This window comes from Christensenella sp. MSJ-20, assembly GCF_044357945.1.
Lineage (GTDB): Bacteria > Bacillota > Clostridia > Christensenellales > QAND01 > QAND01.
The window spans coordinates 33,625-53,703 of record NZ_CP076563.1 but is presented as its reverse complement, the minus strand read 5'-3'; the positions used below and the strand labels follow the sequence as shown (position 1 = coordinate 53,703).

General features: G+C 56.4%; 16 protein-coding genes and 2 riboswitches. Of the genes, 2 read left to right on the top strand and 14 right to left on the bottom strand.

Annotation, left to right across the window (positions count from 1 at the left end; translation table 11 throughout):
* Positions 1-336: 336 nt before the first annotated feature.
* The 6 genes from KP626_RS00220 to KP626_RS00195 form a co-directional block, all read right to left on the bottom strand.
* On the bottom strand, positions 337-1,539 hold the full coding sequence (locus KP626_RS00220; protein ID WP_395977182.1) for an iron-containing alcohol dehydrogenase: 1,203 nt from the start codon (positions 1,537-1,539) through the stop codon (positions 337-339).
* Positions 1,540-1,677: 138 nt separating this feature from the next.
* A riboswitch (molybdenum cofactor riboswitch) is annotated at positions 1,678-1,770 on the bottom strand.
* Positions 1,771-2,067: 297 nt separating this feature from the next.
* A riboswitch (molybdenum cofactor riboswitch) is annotated at positions 2,068-2,187 on the bottom strand.
* Between the two features lie 37 nt (positions 2,188-2,224).
* On the bottom strand, positions 2,225-3,664 hold the full coding sequence (locus tag KP626_RS00215) for an O-antigen ligase family protein (protein WP_395977180.1): 1,440 nt from the start codon (positions 3,662-3,664) through the stop codon (positions 2,225-2,227).
* Between the two features lie 189 nt (positions 3,665-3,853).
* Complete coding sequence (locus tag KP626_RS00210) at positions 3,854-5,203, bottom strand: MATE family efflux transporter (RefSeq protein ID WP_395977178.1); 1,350 nt, start codon at positions 5,201-5,203, stop codon at positions 3,854-3,856.
* A 286-nt stretch (positions 5,204-5,489) separates the two neighbouring features.
* Positions 5,490-7,211, bottom strand: a complete 1,722-nt coding sequence (ptsP, locus tag KP626_RS00205) for a phosphoenolpyruvate--protein phosphotransferase (RefSeq protein ID WP_395977176.1) — start codon at positions 7,209-7,211, stop codon at positions 5,490-5,492.
* Positions 7,212-7,298: 87 nt separating this feature from the next.
* The gene (locus KP626_RS00200) at positions 7,299-7,559 is read right to left on the bottom strand and encodes an HPr family phosphocarrier protein (protein WP_395977174.1); all 261 of its coding nucleotides are present in this window, start codon (positions 7,557-7,559) and stop codon (positions 7,299-7,301) included.
* A 62-nt stretch (positions 7,560-7,621) separates the two neighbouring features.
* Entirely contained in the window at positions 7,622-8,044 is a 423-nt protein-coding gene (locus tag KP626_RS00195) for a PTS sugar transporter subunit IIA (RefSeq protein WP_395977172.1), read from the bottom strand.
* 332 nt (positions 8,045-8,376) lie between these two features.
* On the opposite strand from KP626_RS00195, the gene KP626_RS00190 reads away from it, so the two are divergent.
* Both KP626_RS00190 and KP626_RS00185 read left to right on the top strand, forming a co-directional pair.
* Positions 8,377-8,715 carry a helix-turn-helix domain-containing protein gene (locus KP626_RS00190; protein ID WP_395977170.1) on the top strand — a complete coding sequence of 113 codons (339 nt, stop codon included), beginning with the start codon at positions 8,377-8,379 and terminating at the stop codon, positions 8,713-8,715.
* A 3-nt stretch (positions 8,716-8,718) separates the two neighbouring features.
* Entirely contained in the window at positions 8,719-9,336 is a 618-nt protein-coding gene (locus KP626_RS00185) for an ImmA/IrrE family metallo-endopeptidase (RefSeq protein ID WP_395977168.1), read from the top strand.
* 12 nt (positions 9,337-9,348) lie between these two features.
* Here KP626_RS00185 and KP626_RS00180 read toward each other — a convergent pair whose 3' ends face one another.
* From KP626_RS00180 to KP626_RS00145, 8 genes are all read right to left on the bottom strand, one after another.
* Positions 9,349-10,500 (bottom strand): S41 family peptidase, encoded by a 1,152-nt coding sequence (locus tag KP626_RS00180; protein ID WP_395977166.1) that lies wholly within the window; start codon positions 10,498-10,500, stop codon positions 9,349-9,351.
* A gap of 101 nt (positions 10,501-10,601) precedes the next feature.
* Positions 10,602-11,663, bottom strand: coding sequence for a zinc-binding dehydrogenase (locus KP626_RS00175; RefSeq protein WP_395977164.1), 1,062 nt, complete (start codon positions 11,661-11,663; stop codon positions 10,602-10,604).
* 277 nt (positions 11,664-11,940) lie between these two features.
* Positions 11,941-13,284: an MATE family efflux transporter gene (locus KP626_RS00170; protein WP_395977162.1), complete on the bottom strand. Its 1,344-nt coding sequence runs from the start codon at positions 13,282-13,284 to the stop codon at positions 11,941-11,943.
* Between the two features lie 172 nt (positions 13,285-13,456).
* The gene (locus tag KP626_RS00165; protein ID WP_395977160.1) at positions 13,457-14,764 is read right to left on the bottom strand and encodes an SPFH domain-containing protein; all 1,308 of its coding nucleotides are present in this window, start codon (positions 14,762-14,764) and stop codon (positions 13,457-13,459) included.
* 77 nt (positions 14,765-14,841) lie between these two features.
* Positions 14,842-15,804, bottom strand: coding sequence for a TIM44-like domain-containing protein (locus KP626_RS00160; RefSeq protein WP_395977158.1), 963 nt, complete (start codon positions 15,802-15,804; stop codon positions 14,842-14,844).
* A 228-nt stretch (positions 15,805-16,032) separates the two neighbouring features.
* Positions 16,033-17,358: an ABC transporter permease gene (locus tag KP626_RS00155; RefSeq protein ID WP_395977156.1), complete on the bottom strand. Its 1,326-nt coding sequence runs from the start codon at positions 17,356-17,358 to the stop codon at positions 16,033-16,035.
* A complete protein-coding gene (locus KP626_RS00150; protein ID WP_395977154.1) occupies positions 17,351-18,397 on the bottom strand; it encodes an ABC transporter permease in 1,047 nt (348 codons plus the stop codon). Before KP626_RS00150 ends, KP626_RS00155 begins: the two co-directional genes overlap by 8 nt.
* The gene (locus KP626_RS00145; protein ID WP_395977153.1) at positions 18,384-19,997 is read right to left on the bottom strand and encodes a sugar ABC transporter ATP-binding protein; all 1,614 of its coding nucleotides are present in this window, start codon (positions 19,995-19,997) and stop codon (positions 18,384-18,386) included. Before KP626_RS00145 ends, KP626_RS00150 begins: the two co-directional genes overlap by 14 nt.
* Positions 19,998-20,079: the final 82 nt, after the last annotated feature.

The window sequence follows — 20,079 nt, the reverse complement described above, 5'->3', positions numbered from 1 at the left end:
TTGAATTACTACATATCTTAACACAAACCATATGAATTTGCATCCGTCCGTTTCTGGGCATTCTTTCTTGGATTGGACGCAAAAACCAAGGGATTGTTTCCTTTTGCACCGTTTTCTTCCCATTCCATGGTTCCATCTCATTATATACGAGTGGTCGCCACAACATCTAAAGGAACCCTTAAGTTTTCCTAAAGGATCCTATCTGCCGCAGCCCGCCCCCCATGATTCAGACCTTTGGTATGGTTCTCCTGCTAGACCCAGCTCGCTTTTCAACAAAAAAAGAACGGCATGGAATCCATGCCGTTCTCTTGTTTGCAAAAGCCTCTCGCCGGTCCGTTACCGGGCCAGCTCCAGGATCTCCCGGCACTCCTTCTCATAAAGGGGCATCAGGGAGCCGATATGGTCATCGCCCTGGCTGATGGGAGCCATCTTGGCGATGTGATCAAACTTGTCGGTGGGCAGGCCAGCCTCGGCGAAGGAGGTGGGCAGACCCATGCGGCGGAAGAAATCGGTGGTCAGGCGGATGCCCTCCTGAGCAACCCAATCGGGATTGCTGGGATCGTTCTCCACGCCAAACACCTCCACAGCGTACCGGACGAACCGGGGCAGATTGTGCTTATACACATACTTCATCCAGGCAGGACACATGATGGTCAGGGTAGCGCCGTGAGCGGTATCGTAAAGAGCGCTGATCTCATGGCCGATGTAGTGATGCGCCCAATCCTGCTCGCGGCCCAGGCCCTGGGAGTTGTCCGCGCCTACGCAGCCGGACCACATGATTTCCGCGCGATACATGTAGTTGGTGGGCTCCTCCAGCACTTTGGGACCATACACCAGGATGTTCCGCATGCCGGCCTCGGCCAAACGGTCCATAATACCGAAATCGGTATCGGGGGTAAAATATTTCTCCATGATATGGGAGTACATATCCACCACGCCACAGGCGGTCAGATAGGGAGGCAGGGTGTAGGAAAGCTCCGGGTTCATGAAGGAAACCCTGCTCCGGGTGCTGCCGTTGGGGTTTCCATAGGGCCGCTTCTCCAGGGTTTCGTCATTGGTGATCACGCCGCCGCCGCTTACCTCGGTGCCGGTAGCGGGATAGGTCAGAAGGCAGCCGATCATAAGGGCCTGCACCTTCATGGCGTCCTCCATGCTGACGGTGTGCGCATAGAAGTCCCACACGTCGCCGTCATAGGCGGTGCCCAGGGCGATGGCCTTGGCGGAATCGGTGGCGCTGCCGCCGCCGATGGCCAGAATAAAGTCCACACCCTCCTTGCGGCACAGCTCGATGCCTTCGCGGACCTTGCTCAGCCGGGGATTGGGCCGTACGCCGCCCAATTCCACATAGGCAAGGCCAGCATCGGTGAGGTACCCCTTTACGGCCTCCAGCAGCCCGCTGTCATACAGGAATTGACCGCTGTCATGGTGGATCAAAACCTTGGTGGCGCCCAAAGCTTTCAGCTCGGTGCCCACCTGCTTTTCAGCATCCTTGCCGAAGATGAACTTCGTTCCGATCTGCTGTACAAAATTCTGCAACATCTGTTTTCACTCCTATGGCATATTTCTATTTTCCGCTAGTCTTCCACCAGCGAAAGCTATAGATACAAAAGAAAACGGCGGGAGTTCTCCTCCCGCCGGGTAAAACAAAATCCACCGCGCCGCCGCGGCCGAAATTCGTTCCTTTCCAAAGCGGGAGGCGGGGGCGTTTCCTACCCCACCCATCGGTTGGTTCCCCCTAGGCGTCAGGCCCTTAGACGAATCAACTCGGAATCGAACTGTCCCTATTGTGATATCGTTCACATGCTTTTTGTATTTCCTATTATAAAAGGCGCCTCCATCCTCGTCAAAGAAAATTTATGCTACTTATGTAGTCTTTCAAAATTGGAATACTCTTCCCTTTTAAAAAAGATAGGGCCGTCTTGCGACGGCCCTACCCTATCCAATTCTTGCGAAAAAGGGAGGGGAATCTCAATTTCGCAGAGAGAGATAGCATGGTGTATCCTTCCCCCCAAACAAACAAAAAAGCGGGGATTCCCGCTTTTAGATTGCATCACAAACAAGGGCGATCAGCCGCCGGTGTTCATTCCTTTCCAAATGCGGGAGGCCAAGGCGTTTCCACCCAAACCCATTGGCCCGGCTCCCCTAGAAACCATCCGTAGGGAGAGGGACTCGGAATGTGGGGATCACTCCCCATCCTATGGTATCCATGGATACATTTTCTACATTATAAATGGCACACGCCGTTTTTGTCAACCTGAGGGGAGATCCGCTTCCCCTGAAATTTCGCCCGCTGGGCTAGATGCCCCAGGGAAAGCCAGAAAAACGCCTCTGCGAAGGACATGGTAAACAGCATGGCGGATTCCATGAAGAAGAAGGTGGCCATAGCGCCGATCACGCTCACCACAAAGGTGTTATGATCATAGGCGGGCCGGTCCTTTCGGCAGGCAAAGGTGCATTGGTAGGCTTTGATCACCGAGTAAACCGCAAACAGTATCATAGGGATCAATCCCAAAAGCCCCATGCTCACCAAAACATCCAGGTAGGCGTTGTGTACCCGCCCGCCCTCGATGCCCTGCAGCGAGTCCTCCGGCTGGCCCTGGCGCTCCGCCGTATCCAAAACCGAGCGGATCAAATCCCCGGGAGAGGTCCCCAGAATGGGATTCTCCTTAAAGGTATCCCAGCCAGTGGCGATCATGTTCAGCCGGATATTGCTGGACGCCTCCTCATTGCTGCGTTCCAGGGGATGAGGCGTAAACCAGTTGTCGGTATCCCCATAATTGGGGGAATCGGGATCATAGTCGGGATAGCGCAGGGAGAAGATGGCCTTGTTCAGCTCATAAACGCCTCGGTTGATCCCCTCGGCCAAGAAATTGCTGCCCACCACGATGACCGCCACCGTCACAAGGGCGATGGCCACCTTTAGAACACGGTTCCACACGGGATTTTGCAGCAGCTTTCCGTTGGCGATCTGCATCCCAATGTAGATCACAAAGAAGGCCACAAAGCAACAGTAGGCGGAACGTGAGTTCCCGATGATCATCACAACCGTCTGTACCACCATCTGCGCGATACAGAGGGCCTTGATGCGCCAGGGACGGCGTTTCCAGCCCCACAGAAAGTATACGGTGCAGAACAATCCCCCATTGGCCACCAGGCCGGAAAGAATCGGGTTCAGGTAGATACCGGCATACCGGTCGGGATAGTTGATGATACAGATGTTGGAAAAATACATCAAAAGGGAAATGCTGCTCATCACACAGCTATACACCATGATGATTTTCAGGCATCCCTCAAAATCCTTCTTCTCTTTTGCCGAATCCTGGGGCTCCAAATAATAGACCACAAGAAAGGTCACCGCCGCCAGGGCGATGGCCTGTGCATTTTTCATCCAGCCGTTGGGCAGATTCACCAGGGAGGACATGCAGAGCGCCCCAAAGAAGACCGCCAGCATCCAGAGTCCCTTTTGACGCAGATCAAATTGCCGGTGCAAAAAACCCTGGAGCATCAGATAGGCGCCCCATAGGGTCAGCGTCACGGAGGTAATGGTGCTGATCCTCCCCCAGCTATAAAAATAAAAGGTGATAAACAGCGCGTTGAGTAGATAGCATTTTTTGAATAGGCCAATGTCGTTCAGGGCCGCTTTCCATCCAGCGATCGTCATCATAGCCGCCTTCGTCCCTCCGCCGGCGTCCGGCGGCAGGTAATTTCCCCGGAACCGGCCCGGGGCCATACCATGCCAGTATGCTTCCTAATAGTACCATAAATTCCCCGTTAAGACATCCCGCGGATTCTTAAGATTCCCATAAGATTTCCCTAACAATGGACATTTCCCGGGGCATATGGCCTCTTTCGCCTAAAGATCGGCGATTTTCGCCCGATACAGCTTGAGGAAGAGCAGCAGGCTGGCGATGAGGGAAACCCCCTCCGCAATGGGATAAGCCCACCAAACCCAGCTCAGCCCGATCTTGGAAAACAGATACGCCACCGGCAGGATGATCACCACCTGCCGCAGCATGGAGATGTATAGGCTGTATTTTCCGTTTCCCACCCCCTGGAAGAAGGTGGACACCATAATGCCTAGGGCAGCGGGCACAAAGCACAGGCTGATGGTACGCAGGGCCGGGATGCCGATCTCCAGCATCTCGGGGGTGGCGCTGAAGATCATCAGCAGCTCCCGGGGGAAAATCCAGAAGATCAACAGCCCCAGGAACATGATCCCCAAGGCCAATAATCCGCCAATCTTCAGAGCGGATAGCAGCCGTTCCTTTTTCCTGGCCCCAAAGTTATAGCCCATGATGGGCATAACTCCGTTGTTCAAGCCGAATACCGGCATAAACACAAAGGACTGGAGCTTCTGGTACACCCCCATCACCGATACCGCGGCCTGGCTGAAGCCGATTAGGATGCCGTTGATGGCCATCAGGAGAAAGGATCCCACCGATTGCATGACGATGGACGGCGCGCCCACCACATAGATCTGCTTGATGATCTCCCACTGGGGCCGGAAGCCCCGAAGCTGGATGGATACCTCATGATCCTTGGTCAATACAATGTATAGCGAGAAGATACAGGCGATGATCTGTCCCAGCACCGTGGCAATGGCAGCCCCCGCCACCCCCAGCTTGGGGAAGCCAAGGAGGCCGAAGATCAGGATTGGATCCAGAATGATATTGATCACCGCGCCCATGAGCTGAAAGATCATGGGGTAGATCATGTTGCCCGTGGCCTGGAGCATTCGCTCGCAAATGATCTGGACAAACACCCCCATGGAGAACACCATTACGATCTGGGTATAGGCGATACCCAAGCCCATAACCTGCTCCGTGGGATGGAAGAGGGCAAAGAAGGGCCGGACGGCAACCAATCCAAGGACGGCAAATACCGCCCAGGTCACCACCGCCAGAAAGAGTCCATGGGTGGCGGCGGAGTCCGCAGCCTCCCGATTCTTCTCCCCCAGCCGCCGGCTGATAAGGGAGTTGATGCCCACACCGGTGCCTACGCCAAAAGCGATCAACAGAAACTGCACCGGGCTGGCTAGGGACACCGCCGCCAATGCGTCCTCCCCGATTTTCGCCACGAAGATGCTGTCCACGATGTTGTACATGGACTGGATCAGCATGGAAAAAATCGCGGGCAGCGACATGGATATGATGAGCCGGAAGACGGGATTGGTCCCCATCTTATTCTCTTTGATCTGTTCCATCTGCCTCACTCCTTCGATGGCCCGGGGCATGGAACTCCGCCCCAGGGCAAATAAAAAGAAGACCCAGCGCTAAGGCGCAGGCGTTCTTGGATTTGTCTCTATTCCAATGAAAGGCATTTTTCAGCAGGGTGACAAAAGAATAGCGCTCCTATTATAGACGGGAACTCCATTGTATGACAAGCCCCAATTTCAAGGCCCCCCATCCTCGTTTCCACAGCACAGCCGGCGTAACTCCCCATAAAAAAAAGAGAACCGGAAAACCCGGTTCTCTTTTTTTTATGGGGAGTTAGCCCAGAATATCCTTGAGCATCTGATCCAGCTTGGCGTTGACTTCCTCGGTGGTATACATGGTCAGACATTCCTCGATGCCCTTCTTCACCTCAGCATAGTTGGCCTTGCGGATCATGTTCTTCACAGCGGGGATGGAGCCAGCGCTCATGCTGAACTCATCCAGGCCCAGGCCCAGCAGCACCAGGGCGCCCTTCTCATCGCCGGCGGTCTCACCGCAGACACCGGACCACTTGCCAGCGCCATGGGAGGCGTCGATGACCATCTTCATGGCCCGAATGACGGCGGGATGCAGGGGCTGATACAGGTCAGCAATCATCTCGTTGCCCCGGTCCACAGCCAGCACATACTGGGTCAAATCGTTGGTGCCGATGCTGAAGAACTCCACGATCTCCGCCAGCAGATGGGCGTTGAGCGCGGCAGCAGGGGTTTCCACCATGATACCGATGGAGAGGTTCTCGTCAAACTCCACACCCTCGGCCCGAAGCTCGGCTTTGCACTCCTCGATGATCTCCTTCATCTTGTAGATCTCCTCAGCGGAAATCACCATGGGGAACATCACATGAAGCTTGCCGTACACGCCAGCCCGGAGCAGAGCCCGCATCTGGGGCTTGATGATGTCCAGCCGGTCAAAATACATGCGGATGGCGCGCCATCCCAGGAAGGGGTTCATCTCCGGGGGGAACTGGATGCTCTCGGCCGCCTTGTCACCGCCGATATCCAGGGTGCGGATGACCACGGGCTTGCCGTCCATGCCGGCAACCACCGATTTATAGGCCTCAAACTGCTCCTCCTCGGAGGGGAGATCGGGGCGGTTCATATACAGGAACTCGGTGCGGAACAAACCGCAGCCCTCGGCGCCGTTCTCCAGCGCGCCCTTGACGTCGTTGGGAGAGGCGATGTTGGCCACAACCTCCACATGGTGTCCGTCCAGGGTCTCGGCGGGCATGAACTTGATCTTATCCAGCTCCCGCTTCCGCTCCATAAAGGCTTCGTACTTCCCGTCGTAAACCTTCTTCTGATCCTCGGTGGGGTTCACGATCACATCGCAGTCGATGGCGTCCAGCACCACCAGATCCCCGTGGTTCACCCGGCTGGTGATGTCCCCGGTGCCCACGATGGCGGGAATACCGATGATCCGGGCAAGGATCGAGGTATGAGAGGTCCGGCCGCCAATATCGGTAGCAAAACCCTTCACATAGTCCAAATTCATGGTGGCAGTATCCGAGGGGGTCAAATCGTTGGCGAAGACCACCACGGGCTCATTCAAATCGCTGAGGCTGGTGCGGACGATGCCCAGCACGTTGTCCAGCACCCGGCCGCCCACGTCTTTGATATCAGCGGCCCGCTCCTTCAGGTACTCGTCGTCCAGGCTGGCCAGCATGGCGGCCACCTCGGCGGTAGCCTCGGATACAGCCTTACCGGCGTTGAAGTTGCTGTTCTGGATCTTATCCAGTACGGCTTCCTCAAACATAGGATCGGCCAGCATCATCAGATGAGCCCGGAATACATCGGCCTCCTTGGCGGAAAGCCGTTCCTCGGTGATGGCAATGATCCCGTTGAGCTGATCCTCGGTCTTGGCCACAGCCTCCCGGAACTTTTCAACCTCTTTTTCCACGTCCTGGGCCGCAACCAGCTTTTCGTCGATAACCACCTCGGGGTGGGCCAGCACAAAAGCCTTAGCGATGGCAACGCCAGGAGAAGCAATAATCCCTTTCATTTCATGCACCTCAAAATTAGATTAAATAACACGCAATCCTTGGCGCAGCGCCAAGGATCTGTGTAAAAAGGTTAACAAAAGAATTCGTTACTCCTCAAGATTATCCAGGAGCTCCACCAGGCCGGCAACGGCTTCCTCGGCGTCGGGGCCATCGGCGATGATGGTGATCTCGCTGCCAAAGCTGGCGCCCAGGCTCAGCACGGAAATGATGGACTTGGCATTGGCCTCTTTGCCGTCCTTCTTCACCTTAATGGTGCTCTTATACTTAGCGGCTTTCTGTACAAACAGAGAAGCAGGACGAGCATGCAGGCCCGTTTCGTTCTTGACCACGAACAATTTCTCTACCATGATGACAATTCCTCCATTACGATCATATTAACGGGTTGCCCCGCTTCTTTTTAGCTAAGGCTTTACAGCCTAAACTCCGCTTTGATGTCCCGAATGCCGCCAAGGCCCACATTCAGGCACTCCTCCTTCAGATCCACCAGCCCGCACTCCTCCCGGTCCCGGTTCTCCAGGGCATAGAGCACCATCGGCAGGTTCACCCCGCTGATGCATTCGCATCGGACGGCGTTCCGCTTGGAAAGCTTGCTCATAAAGGAGGCGGCCACATTGCAAAGGGATCCGCCATAAAGGTCGATAAAGATCAGAAGGGAATCCTCCTCCCCCAAACCGTCAAAGACCTCCTGAAACTGCATCTTCAACAGGTTTAGGTTGTCCCCCACCTGGTATTCAATGCTGTGGGTCCGCTCCTGCTGCCCCAAAATGAATTCAGCGCCCAGCAGAATATTCACTCCCACTTTGGCATGGGCGGCGACCAAAATATGTATCACCACAGCTTCCCCCTTTGCCCAGCGTAGAGCAAAATAAGCCTGCCCCATACGCATGGTTAAATTATAGCTTTTGACCGCTTTGCTTGTCAATGATGAAACGGAAACCAATCGGGGAAATCTCCCCTTTTACGGGCCCAGAACCCTTTCCGTTCCCCCATGAGCTAGAACGCGCTTACCATAAGGGCAATGGAATATCCAAAATTCCATGTGGTAATAATGTACTTAATTTGTTAATAAAAATCTGTATTCACAAGGAATATTTGTATTAATCCAGATTTTATGTTATCTTATTGGAAACAAATGTATGATCCAATCAATAGGAGGTGTGAGCTTTGAAAGACGTAGGTATTCGCATCAAAAACCTGCGGGAACAAAAAGGCATGACGCAAAAGAATCTGGCCGATCGGGCCAACATCACAGTGGCAACCCTTTCCCGCTATGAGAACAACCAGCGGACCCCCATGTCGGATATCATCGTGAAAATCGCCCGGGCCCTGGGAACCTCCACCGATTATCTTTTAACCGGTGATGGTGAGATCGAAAAAAAGTACCATGAGTACAACGCTGCCGTCACCATGATTGGCTTTGCCAGCCGGGCGCGGGAGATTACGCCCCGTCAAGCAGCCATTCTCCAAGCCATCGCCGAGGAAATGTTTGGAAGCGCGTCTTAATGCATGATGAAACTATCGCCCTGTAACATCTACCAAGAGGTATTGGAATTTCTGCTGCGCCAAGAGATTTCTGGGTTAAACTTCCCTCTTGAGCCCCTTTGTGCCCGCAACGGATGGGCTGTTCTACCCGTCCAAGAGTTTTGCCGGAAAAGGGGCTTTGATGTTGCATTCATGCTGGAAAGGGTGCTGATGTCAAACTACGGCGCGGCCATCCATTTCCGGGATCGGGATAAATACTGCATCGTATACAACGACGCCTTGGAGAAATCCGAGATTCGCTGGACCATCGCCCATGAGATCGGTCACATTGTGCTCCGTCATTTTGAACGCTATCCCGATGCGGTCTCCTCCAGCGGCGTACTGCGGGAGAGCCAGTACGGCCTGTTTGAATCGGAAGCGAATCTCTTTGCCCGCTTTCTTCTGGCGCCTCCCGTGATCCTAGCGGAATCCGGAATCATCCGCATCTCCGATATTGCGGAGCGCACCGGCCTTCCCCATGAAGAAGCCCGCCGAATGAGCCTGTTCCTAAAGGGCTCCTTCCTCTACATGGAACGGGACGAGATCCTGGAGCGGCAGTTGATGGAGCGGTTTCAGATCCATCCCGATTCCCGCGTGGGATAATCCCCTAAAGCTCTAGTCCAGCCGGCACAGAGACCGCAAGGTCTCCTGTGCTTTTTTTTGTTGTAGATCCCGCTCCTCCGAGAGAGCCCAGCCCGGCGCGGAGGCGTCCCGGGGAGCCTGCACATCGGGAGGAATCCCGGTCTTATCGATGCTGTGTCCGTCGGGCAGATAGTACCGGCCGCAGGTATAGCGGATGGAGGAACCGTCCGAGAGCCGGTGCACCCGTTGCATGGTGCCCTTTCCGTAGCTGGTCTGCCCCACGATGGTAGCCCGCCCGTTGTACCGAAGCGCGCCGGAAAGCACCTCGGCGGCGGATGCGCTCTCCTCGTCCTGGAGAATTACCACCGGCATGGCAAGGGGCGTTTCGCTTCCCCCCGTGATGGTCTCCCGCTCTCGGCCCTTCTCCTCCCCATAGACGATGACCGACCCCTCCGGCAAAAAGGCCTGGGCGATGGCAACGGCAGCGTCCAAGCGCCCTCCGGGATTGGCCCGGACGTCAATGAGCAGACCCTTGATCTCCCCTTCCTTGGCCCGAAGATGGGTTAAGATCTCCTGCTCCATCCCCTGTTGCATAAAACTGCGGATGCGCAGATAGACAAGGCCGTCCGGCAGGGCATGGATCACATACTCCTTCTGGTCGGATACCTCCTGGGCCCGCGCGCGAAGCACCACCTGCCGGCCCTCTCGGTTGACCGTCAGCTCCACCAATTGGTCCGGCGCAAAGCCCTGGATCTGGTCCAGATTCTGTACCTGTTTCCCGTCCAAAGCCTGGATGATATCCCCCCGCTGCAGCCCCGCCATCATGGCGGGCGATCCCACCTCCACCTCTCCAACCCGAAGGCCGCCACGGGTGGCCACCACCTCCATGCCCAGTCCCACATGAACGCCCCCGGTTTCATAGAGGGCGCTGAAGTCCTCCGCGTCATGAAGGCTCAGGTAGTAGGTGTACCGATCCCCAATCGAGGCCAGGAGCTGGCTCATCAGGAGATCTGCCGGCTCCCAGTCCTCCTCCACATAGATGCAGTTCTCCCGCAGAACCTCCACCGCTTCCGTCAGCTTGATCAGGTTCCGGTAAGGCCGCATATAGAGGGAAACCGCCAGAAAGGAGGATAGCGCGCAGGCGCACAGCCCCACTCCAATCCATCCCAGCCTCCGCTTGTTCATCATAACCACCTCTTGGCTATTGTATTGCCAAACCGCAGGGGTTAGAAGGCCAGCCGGGCCAAATAAAAAAGGACCGCCAAAGCGGTCCTTTTTTTTCAGGATTAATAGATGTTGGCCAGATCCACGGTAATCCGGTAAGCACCGGGGGTGGAAGCAGCCTCGAAGGCCTCCTGGATCTTGGACAGGGGGAAGGTCTTGCCCTCCAGAGAGTACTTCATGTCGATCATGCCATAGGTCAAGAGATCGGCAGCGTCCATCCAGTCGTCGGAGGTGGAAGCAAAGGTGCCGATGACCTCGAGCATCCGATAGTGCATCTCGTTGGGGTCGATCTCCAGCTCGGGTTTGGGATAGCCAGCGGGGAACACCACGAACCGGCCACGATAGTGGGACAGCATCTGCATGCCCTGCTTATAAGCGATGGAAAGACCAACAGCAGCGATGACAACGTCGGCGCCGCGGCCCTCGGTGAGAGCCTTTACGGCCTCAACGGGATCGTTGTTCTTGGAGTCCACAACCTCAACGCCGCCCATCTTCTTGGCGTTCTCGATCTTCTTGGGGTCAACCTCGGTGACGATAACCCGGGCGCCAAAAGCTTTGGCAACCTGAGCGTTCACCAGGCCCATGGTGCCGGCGCCGATAACAACGACGGTCTCCAGGGGCTTAATGCGGGCTTTCTTCACGCACTGCACGGCGGTGGAAACGGGCTCCAGGAAAGCAGCCTCAGCAGCGGGAACATCCTTGCCAACCTTCAGCAGGTAGCGGTAGTCAGCGATGTGATAATCGGCAAAAGCCTTGCCGCCCAGGAACTCATCGTCCTGCGCAGCCCGCTTGGGCCGGTTGAGGCAATCGCTGGTCAAGCCCTTACGGCAAGCACGGCATACGCCGCAGTAGGGGGGCATGGTGCAAACCCGGTCGCCGATCTGGAAGTAATCGGGGACGTTGGCGCCCTTCTCGATGATGCAGCCGGACCACTCATGGCCGCCCGCCATGGGGAATCCCTGGTGGTTCCGCAGACCCATCCAGTGCTGGTAATCGGTGGTGCAGATGTTGATGGCTTCCATCTTGACCAGGACTTCATCGTCGGTGATCTTCCGGAGAGGCCGCTCGAACATCTCGGCTCTTTTGGGCTCCATGATTGCCGTAAAGTGAAATACATCGGGCATTTGTCTTACCTCCTAAGTAATAGTAGACGTTGTTCCTAGATATATACGACCATCCTCTTTTCGCGTTGGCCGAAAACCGGCCTCTCGAAAAAACGACGGCGATATCTATCCCTTATGGGCCTATGTAACATACATATCTTAACCCTTTTCTAGAAATCACACAAGGGCTTATTGCTTCCACTTTTTTACGGATTCAGAAATTGAATGTTTTTCCCGTTCTTCCCTCTATCTCTATGTGGTATCTTTGCAGAAAAGAAGGGCCGGTTCTCCCCCGCCCCTACCGGAGGGAATCACCCGGCTGCCGGCGCAGCCAAAGGAAATATCCCGCGCAAACGATCAGCGAAAACAGGGATGCCGCCGGCGCGGCAAGGCCGATGCCATAAAGGGAGGCCTGGGCGCCTCGGCTCAAAAAATAGGAGACCGGAATCCGCACCAAAGCGGTAGCCAATAGGCTGTGAACCATGGCCACCATGGATTTGCCACAGCCCGAGAAATAGGCGTTCATATTGAATACAAAGCTCACCAGAATGCAGTCCAGGGAATAGGCCCGAAGATATTCCGCTCCAGCGGCGATGACCGCCCCATCCCGGGAGAAGATCCCTACAAGCTGCTCCGGGAAGAGCTGGGCGCAGGCGCAGACCAACGCCCCAAAGGCCAAGGAGTATCCCACCCCGTACCAGAGGGCCTGTTTTGCCCGTTCCGGCTGCTCCGCTCCCATATTCTGCGCGGTCATGGGAGCCACCGCCGCCGAAAAGGCCGAGGGCGGAAGCAGGGTAAACATGAAGATCTTTTCCACCACGCCCACGGCGGCGGATGCGATGAGCCCCAGGGTATTGACGATGGCGGTAATCACCAAAAAGGATACGTTCACCAGAAAATCCTGAAGCGCCAAGGGCGTTCCCACCCGCAGAATACGGAGGGCCGAGGGGTGATCTAGGCGGATATGGCTCCTGTGAAAGGGAAAGGCAAAGCCGCGGCGGCGCAGGTAATAGAGGGCCATCAGAAAGCTGATCCCCTGGGCGGCCACCGTAGCGATGGCGGCGCCCAGAGCCCCCATGTGGAACCCTCCCACCAGGAGGAAGTCGGCAGCCACGTTGACAACACAGGCTAGAGCGATGAAATACACCGGAGTCCGGCTGTCCCCCAACCCCCGGTAGATGGCGCTGACCACATTGTAGCCGATGATAAAGGGCATCCCCCAGCTGCAAGCAAAGAGATACTGCCAAGCGTAGTGGACAGCCGGAGCGGGAGTCTGCATCAGCGTGATCCACGGCCCCGAGGAGAGCAGCATTACAGGGGTCAATATCCCGGCGATGATGAGAAACAGCACCGTCAGCGTGCCGATGGCGTTGGCGGTGCCCTCCTCATCCCTGGCCCCCACCCGATGGCCGATGAGTACCGTTCCCCCGGTGGCCAGGCCCGTCACCAAACAGGTCACCGTTTGCATCACATGGCTGCCCACCGCCACCGCCGATACCGCGGCGGAGTCGGCATATTGCCCCACCACAAATAGATCCACCGCTCCATATAGGGATTGGAGCAGGTTGGCGATGAGAAAGGGGATGGCAAACCGCAGCAGCGTGCTGCCAATTCTCCCCTCCGTCAGCGAATATCCGGCCATAGCGATCCCCCTTCAATAAAAAAGCTGGATAAATGGGGTCCCCCATCTTATCCAGCATACCTTGCATATACCCTCCGATTGGACGCTGCCATTATACACCCCAATGGCCCCGTCTTTCAAGAGGGACCGAAAAAACCCGTGGCCGCGGAGATTCCGCGGCCACGGCGCTTCTTTATTTCCGTGCGTCTCCTTCATCAAAGGGATCTCCGCATTCAGGGCAGAATTTCGGGGGCTTCGCGGGATCGTCCGGCTCCCATCCGCACTTATCGCACCGATAGAGCAAAGCGCCCTCCGGCTTTTTCGCGCCGCACTCAGAGCAGAATTTTCCCTTGTTCAGCGCGCCGCAGGAGGCGCACTTCCAGCCAGAAGCCTCCAATGGCCGGGCAGCGCCGCACTCGGAACAGAACTTGCTGTGCTGGCCCGTGGCGCCGCAGGCAGAACAGCTCCAGGTGCCGGGGGCTGCCGCGGCGGCGGGCCCCTGAGGCTGGGATTCCTGCCCCATCTGCAATAGGCTGGCGGCGTTGGCGCCCCCCGCCTGCTGGGCAAATCCCAAACCCATAAAGCCCGTCATAGCGCCGGCGTCGTTCTCCGCCGCCCGTTCCATAGCCGTTGCCTGAGCGGTCCCCAGCCGGGCCCCCAACATCTGGGCGTTGCTGTACACCCGGGACTCCTGGAACTGGGCGATCTTCTGACTGCTTTCCTCGTCGGGCGTAATGGAAGCAAACGCGATGGAAACCACCGAAATCCCCCGGTGCTCCACCCATTCCTGACCCAGGCCAGCGTTGATCCCCTGGGCGATGTCGTCGGTATAAAGGGTAATTTGGTCATAAGCGATTCCCCGCTGTGCCACCCTTCCAAGGGCGGGCTGCAGGTTGTGCTGCACCTCGCTCTTGAGCTGCTCGTCAATCTCCCCCCGGGTAAACCGGTCGGTCACATTGGCGCAGACGTTGGTGTAGAACATGATGGGGTTGGTAATTCGATAGGAATAGTTGCCGTACCCCCGCAGCATCACGGTAAACCCAAACTCGCTGTCCCGGAAGGGCACCTCGCCAAAACCAATTTTGTTGTTCATGATCTCCTTGGTGTTGACGTAATACACCCGCTGGTCATGCTCCGCCTGGCCGCCGAAGGTGAACCGCTTGCCCACCTCCCGGAAGCTCTCCCGCAGCCCCTTCCAGCCGCTGTCCAACATGGAGGGCTCGGTGCCGGTCCGGTAGGTGTATTCCCCCGCCTCTGCGCAGAAATCCACGATCTTGCCGTTTTCCACAATGAGCATCACCTGGCCCTCGTTGACGGCCACCCGGGATCCATCGGTGATGATGTTCTCCTCCCCCTTGGTGTTGGAACTGCGTCCCGTTATCCGCTTCTGGCCCTTCTGGACCAGCACATCCGCCGGCAGTGCGTCACAATAGATAAACTCTTTCCACTGATCAGCCAGGGTTCCCCCAATGCCGCCGCTAATCGCTTTGATCAATCCCATACCATTCACCACTTTCTTCAATTTGTTGATTGCGCTTCATTCGATGGACTAGAGCCGTCCTCCCGCGCTCCGTCACCCTACTGGTCCCGGAGGACGACGCCCCTGTTATCCACACTGAATCCAGGCTTTACCCCTTCCATATCGGACAGCACCCAGTCGCACTCCCCGGTGGTCACCATATAGCCGCAGTATTCGCATTTGCCTGCGCTGGTCACCTGGACGGGCGCACCGCAATGGGGGCAGGCCAAGACACTGTTGTTGCTGACGGCAGGATCAGTCAGCACGCCCTTTTTCCGCATAAACGTCAGGAGGTACTGCAAATGGCAGTCCACGCTGGGATCCCCCCTCAGCACCTTTTTGGTCCTCTCATCGATGATATAATCCACCATCCGGACCCGCATATAAACCTTCAGATATTCATGCTCAGCGTCCCGCTCGTATTGATGCAGATAGGCTTGGTTCACGTTCACCCGCTCAATCACGTTGATCTGGCCCTTGTTGATATAATCCCGAAGCTGCAGCTCGTGCTGGCGATAAAGCTCCTCCTTCTCAAAGGGCCGGATGCGCGACCAATCCCGGTCGTTCCAAGCCTGCTGAAGGGTGACAAAGACCTCCTTGCTCCAGGCCAGGAATTTTTCCTTGCTAAACAGCGGATCAATCTGGGTCACCGCCGCCACAATCTCCTCGGTGTGATCCGGAACCACGGGCAGTGCTCCGATTGGCGCTCCGGCCATCGGAGCGGCGGTTCCCCTGCTGTGGCCTCCCCGTTTGCTCAAGATTACCCCCACCACAATGACCACCAGAACGATCCAGAAAACCGGTCCATCCCCAAAGAGAAACGCCATCCCCATGAGGTTGCCAAAGCCGCTGGAGGAACTGCCGCCCCAGTCGCCGGAGGAGCCTCCTCCGTTGTAATCATTGAAGTTTCCCACATCGGGCTTCAGCAAATCTCCCGGCGCCGCCAGAGCGGTGGGCACAACCGCCATAAGGGCTAGCAATAAACAGGCCGCAAGGATCAGAATCCGTCTTGTTCGATTCATCTTTCATTTCCCCTTACCGGTATTGTATCGTACCATCTATATGCGGCCCGCGGGAAAAAGCATGCCTGGATTCCCCGCTTTCCGTCCACCGGCCGCAAAATACATTTTGTTTTAGTTTACCATTTAGCCTGTTCCCTTTCAACAAAAACCGTCAGGATCCGCCTTTATTGATAGGATATATATGGAAAAAGGGTTCCCCCATGGGAGAACCCTTTTTGCGATATTGCGTTAGGATTTCGCCGATGCTTCCGCATCGCCGCCCGGAGGCAGCTGCCCTGCTTCCTCCACATCCTCCTTATTCTTCTTGACCCGCTCCCAGGCATGGAGCGCAAGGGCCAGGGCGATAACGCCATAGGAGAGGAACACCCGGAAGAACTCGCCCAGCTGCGCGTTGTTGAACAACGCCTGGCCGGCCTGAGGCGATACGATGAACAGGGTGTGGAACAGCACCACGCCGATGATGGCCTGGGCGTTGGTGGCCTTCCGCACGGAAGCGCCGCCTACCAGGATGGCCGCCACAGCGTAGAGGCCTACGCTCTCATGGCTGGTCATGGTCTGCAAGGTTCCCACGTTCTGGAGGTAGATGATCTGCCCCCAAGCCGCCAGCACCGTGGAAATCATGATGGCGATGATGCGCATCTTATTGACGTTGATTCCGGCGGAGTTGGCCACGCTCATGCTGTTGCCTACGGTACGGAGATTCTGCCCCAAACGGGTTTTCAGGAATACGCCGTTAAAGAGGAACAGCAGGAAGATGATGAAGAAGGTGAACAGAGGCACCGTCAGAGGCTGCCGGTTGGAGCCGGAGGTCATCAGGCCGCTGTATACGCCGGGCATCAATACCACGCCCACAAAGGCAGCGCAGAGAATGGCCAGCAGAAGGTTTACCGACATGGGCTCCCCCTTCTTCTTGGCCTTCACCGCCTTTACGATGAACCATACGCATCCGGCCACACCGATGATCACTAGGAACCACACGGCGGGCACCCGGATGATATCGTCCATGGTGTACTTGATGGTGTTAGTCAGATCGATGGAGTTGCGGACGCCTACGCCGCTGGACAGCAGCAGGTCGGGATCCACAATGGGGATGAGGGCGCTTCCCACCAGTACCAGGAAGATCAGCTGATAGATGCCGTTGGCGAAGTACCCCAGCATCATGCCGGTGATCATCTCCTGGCCAACGGCACGGTTCAGCACCTTGCCGGTGAGCCATCCAAAGAAGATGGCGATGGGCAGGGACAGCGCAAAGGTGGCCAAAAGGGCAACCACACCGCTGAGTTTGAAGTAAGTCACCATAATGACGGCAGCCTGGGCCGACATGGCGCCGATGACGATACTAAAGTTCATGCCCATGCCGGCGATAACCGGAATGATAAGGGCCAGAACCAGGAAGCTGTTCCTGGCCAAGCGGGTCAGCAGCTCCTTGATGAGGAAGGAGACCTGGATCCCCGAGATCCACAGACAGAGCAGGCTCACCAGGGAAAACAAGATGGCTACCTTATTCCGAAAAAAGAAATCCAGCAGAGCCGAACGTTCGCTATTTTTAGCCACGGGAAGTCCCTCCCTTCACCCTGGTCAGGGCATAGATGATGATGCCGTTGGTGATGATAATCCGCATGATCTCGGACAGGTTCTGCACCTTAAACACATCGTTTACCACCGGAAGCCCCAGCACCAGGATACCCTGGAAGAGGAACACACCCAGCAGCACGTTGCTGATGGACGCCTTGTTGGCGCTGGCGCCGCCGATCAGCACCGCAGCGATGGCGGAGAAGGCCATCATGCGGGGGGCGTTATAAAGCTGCATAAACCCATAGCTCTGGGAGTATACGATGATGCCGATGCCGCCGATGACGGTGCTCAAAACGGTACCTACGATGCGCATCTTGTTGACGCTGATGCCGCTGGCCTCCGCAAACAGGGGATTCTGGCCCGCGGCCCGCATGGCGATGCCGGTCTTGCTCCGAAGGAACAGCCATACCAGGAAACACATGCCCAAGAGGAACAGGATGCTACCGGTGGGAATGGTGATGCCGCCCACCGTAAAAACACCGAAATCATCTAAAATTTTATTGTAGTACCCGTCAAGGGCGATGGTGGGCCGCAGACCGGCGCCCATGGCGTACACCATATTGTTGTTCTTAAAGGGGAGCAGGGCCCAGCCCATGCACATCAGCGCCACCACGGAAAAACCCACATAGGTGGATACCGTCATCTCGCTGCCCTTCATACGGTTCAGCGCCGCGCCGTATCCATAGCCAAACAGGCTGGAAAACACGGTGCTGATCAGGATCGCCACGGCAAATCCCATAAGACCAGTGGCGCCCATCTCCATGGAGATGGTCATCCCCAGCAGGCCCGCGATGATGCCAATGGATACGCCGAAGTTCAGGCCGATGCCGCATAGGATGCCGGGCACCATGGCCAAAACCAGCACGCCGTCCATGGGCATACGGGCGATGACGTTGCTCAAAAGGGAAGGGAAGTTCAGGTCCCGGACGATGGCCATCACGCACAGGAACACGAAGAACAGAAGGATGATGATCCTGGGCAGACCAAAGCTCTTTAACCCACGCTTAATTTTTTCCACCCTCAGCACCTCCTTTTTCCTTCATTTGATAGCCGCTCATGGCAAGACCGAAGTCCACGTCGCTGTCGGTGGGCTTCATAATGGCCTCCACCTTGCCCTCGCAGATGATGGCGATCCGGTCGCAGATGCTCTTTAATTCCACCAGCTCACTGGAAACCATTACCACGGTAACGCCCTCCTCCCGGTTCAGCCTGGAGAGGAAGTCCAGCACTAGCTTTTTGGCGCCGATGTCAATTCCCCGGGTGGGCTCGGATACAAACAAGAGCTTGGGCCCCAGGGTGATGGCCTTGGCCACGCAGACCTTCTGCTGGTTACCGCCCGAAAGGCGTCCGGTGTACTGGCCAGGGCCGGTGCAGCGGATATCCAACAGCTTGATCATCTCCTGGGCATGGCGGCGGATCTTACCGGTATTCTTCAGGGAGAAAGGTCCAAACCGATGCAGGTACTCCCCCTTGGACTGCATGGCGGAAAACACGATGTTGTCCTCGATGGATTCCTCCAAAAGCAATCCGACGCCCCGGCGATCCTCGGATACAAAGGCCAAGCCCCTATGAAGGGCCTCTTTGGTGTTGTTAAGCTCAATGGCCTCCCCTTCAAAGGAAGCCATTCCCTCGGCGGGGTACATGCCCATGATGCCGTTGGGAATACCCAGCTTGCCCTGACCGGCCAAGCCGCCGATGCCGAAGATTTCTCCCTTATGAACCTCCAGGTTAACGCCCTTTACGGTCTCCCCTGGCATGTCCACGGTGAGATTTTTCACCGAGAGCACCACCGGTTCCTGGGTTAGATCCCGGGGATCCCCCAGCTCGGAACGATCCATCTCCCGGCCGATCATCAGCTCCGCCAGCTTGGGCACCGTAGCGTCGGCCACGGCCAAATCGGCAACCTGGGTGCCATCCCGGAGGATGGTAATCTGGTCCGCGGCGTTGATGACCTCGTCCAGCCGGTGGGTGATGAACAAAATAGCAATGCCGGAGGCGGCTAGCTCCTTCATGGCTTTGATAAGGGTCGCTGCCTCCTGCTCGGTTAGTACCGCCGTGGGCTCGTCGAACACCAAGAGCTTGATGCCCTTTTTGTCCACCTCACGGGCGATCTCGATGAATTGCATATGGCCAACCGGCAGCCCGGCTACCATGGTATACGCATCTATATCCATACCGACCTTACGAAGGGCAGCCTCAGCGTCCTTGGCCATGGCTTCAAAGTCGAGGATCTCCATGCTCTTGCCAAAGACACGGCTGGCCAGGTTGGGCCGGCCAATTTCCCGATTCAGTTTGATATTTTCGGTGACGGTAAATCCCGGTATCAGCATAAATTCCTGATGCACCATGCCGATTCCCGCATGGATGGCATCGTTGGGAGAGGTGATCTTCGATTCTTCCCCATCGATGAGAACCCGGCCGCCAAACCCGCCGGTAGAGGAAATCACGGGCATGCCAAAGAGGATGTTCATCAGCGTGGATTTTCCTGCTCCGTTCTCTCCCAGCAGAGCATGAATTTCCCCTGGCTTGACTCGAATTGTAACGTCTTTCAATACCTGGTTTCCCGAATACTCCTTTGAGATGTTCAGCATCTCCAATACGTATTCACTCACAGGCATACCTCCTAACCAGTAAATGCACAATAATTAGGAAAAGCTTTGGGCCGCGCTAGCAGCCCAAAGCCACCCAATTCTCCATGAA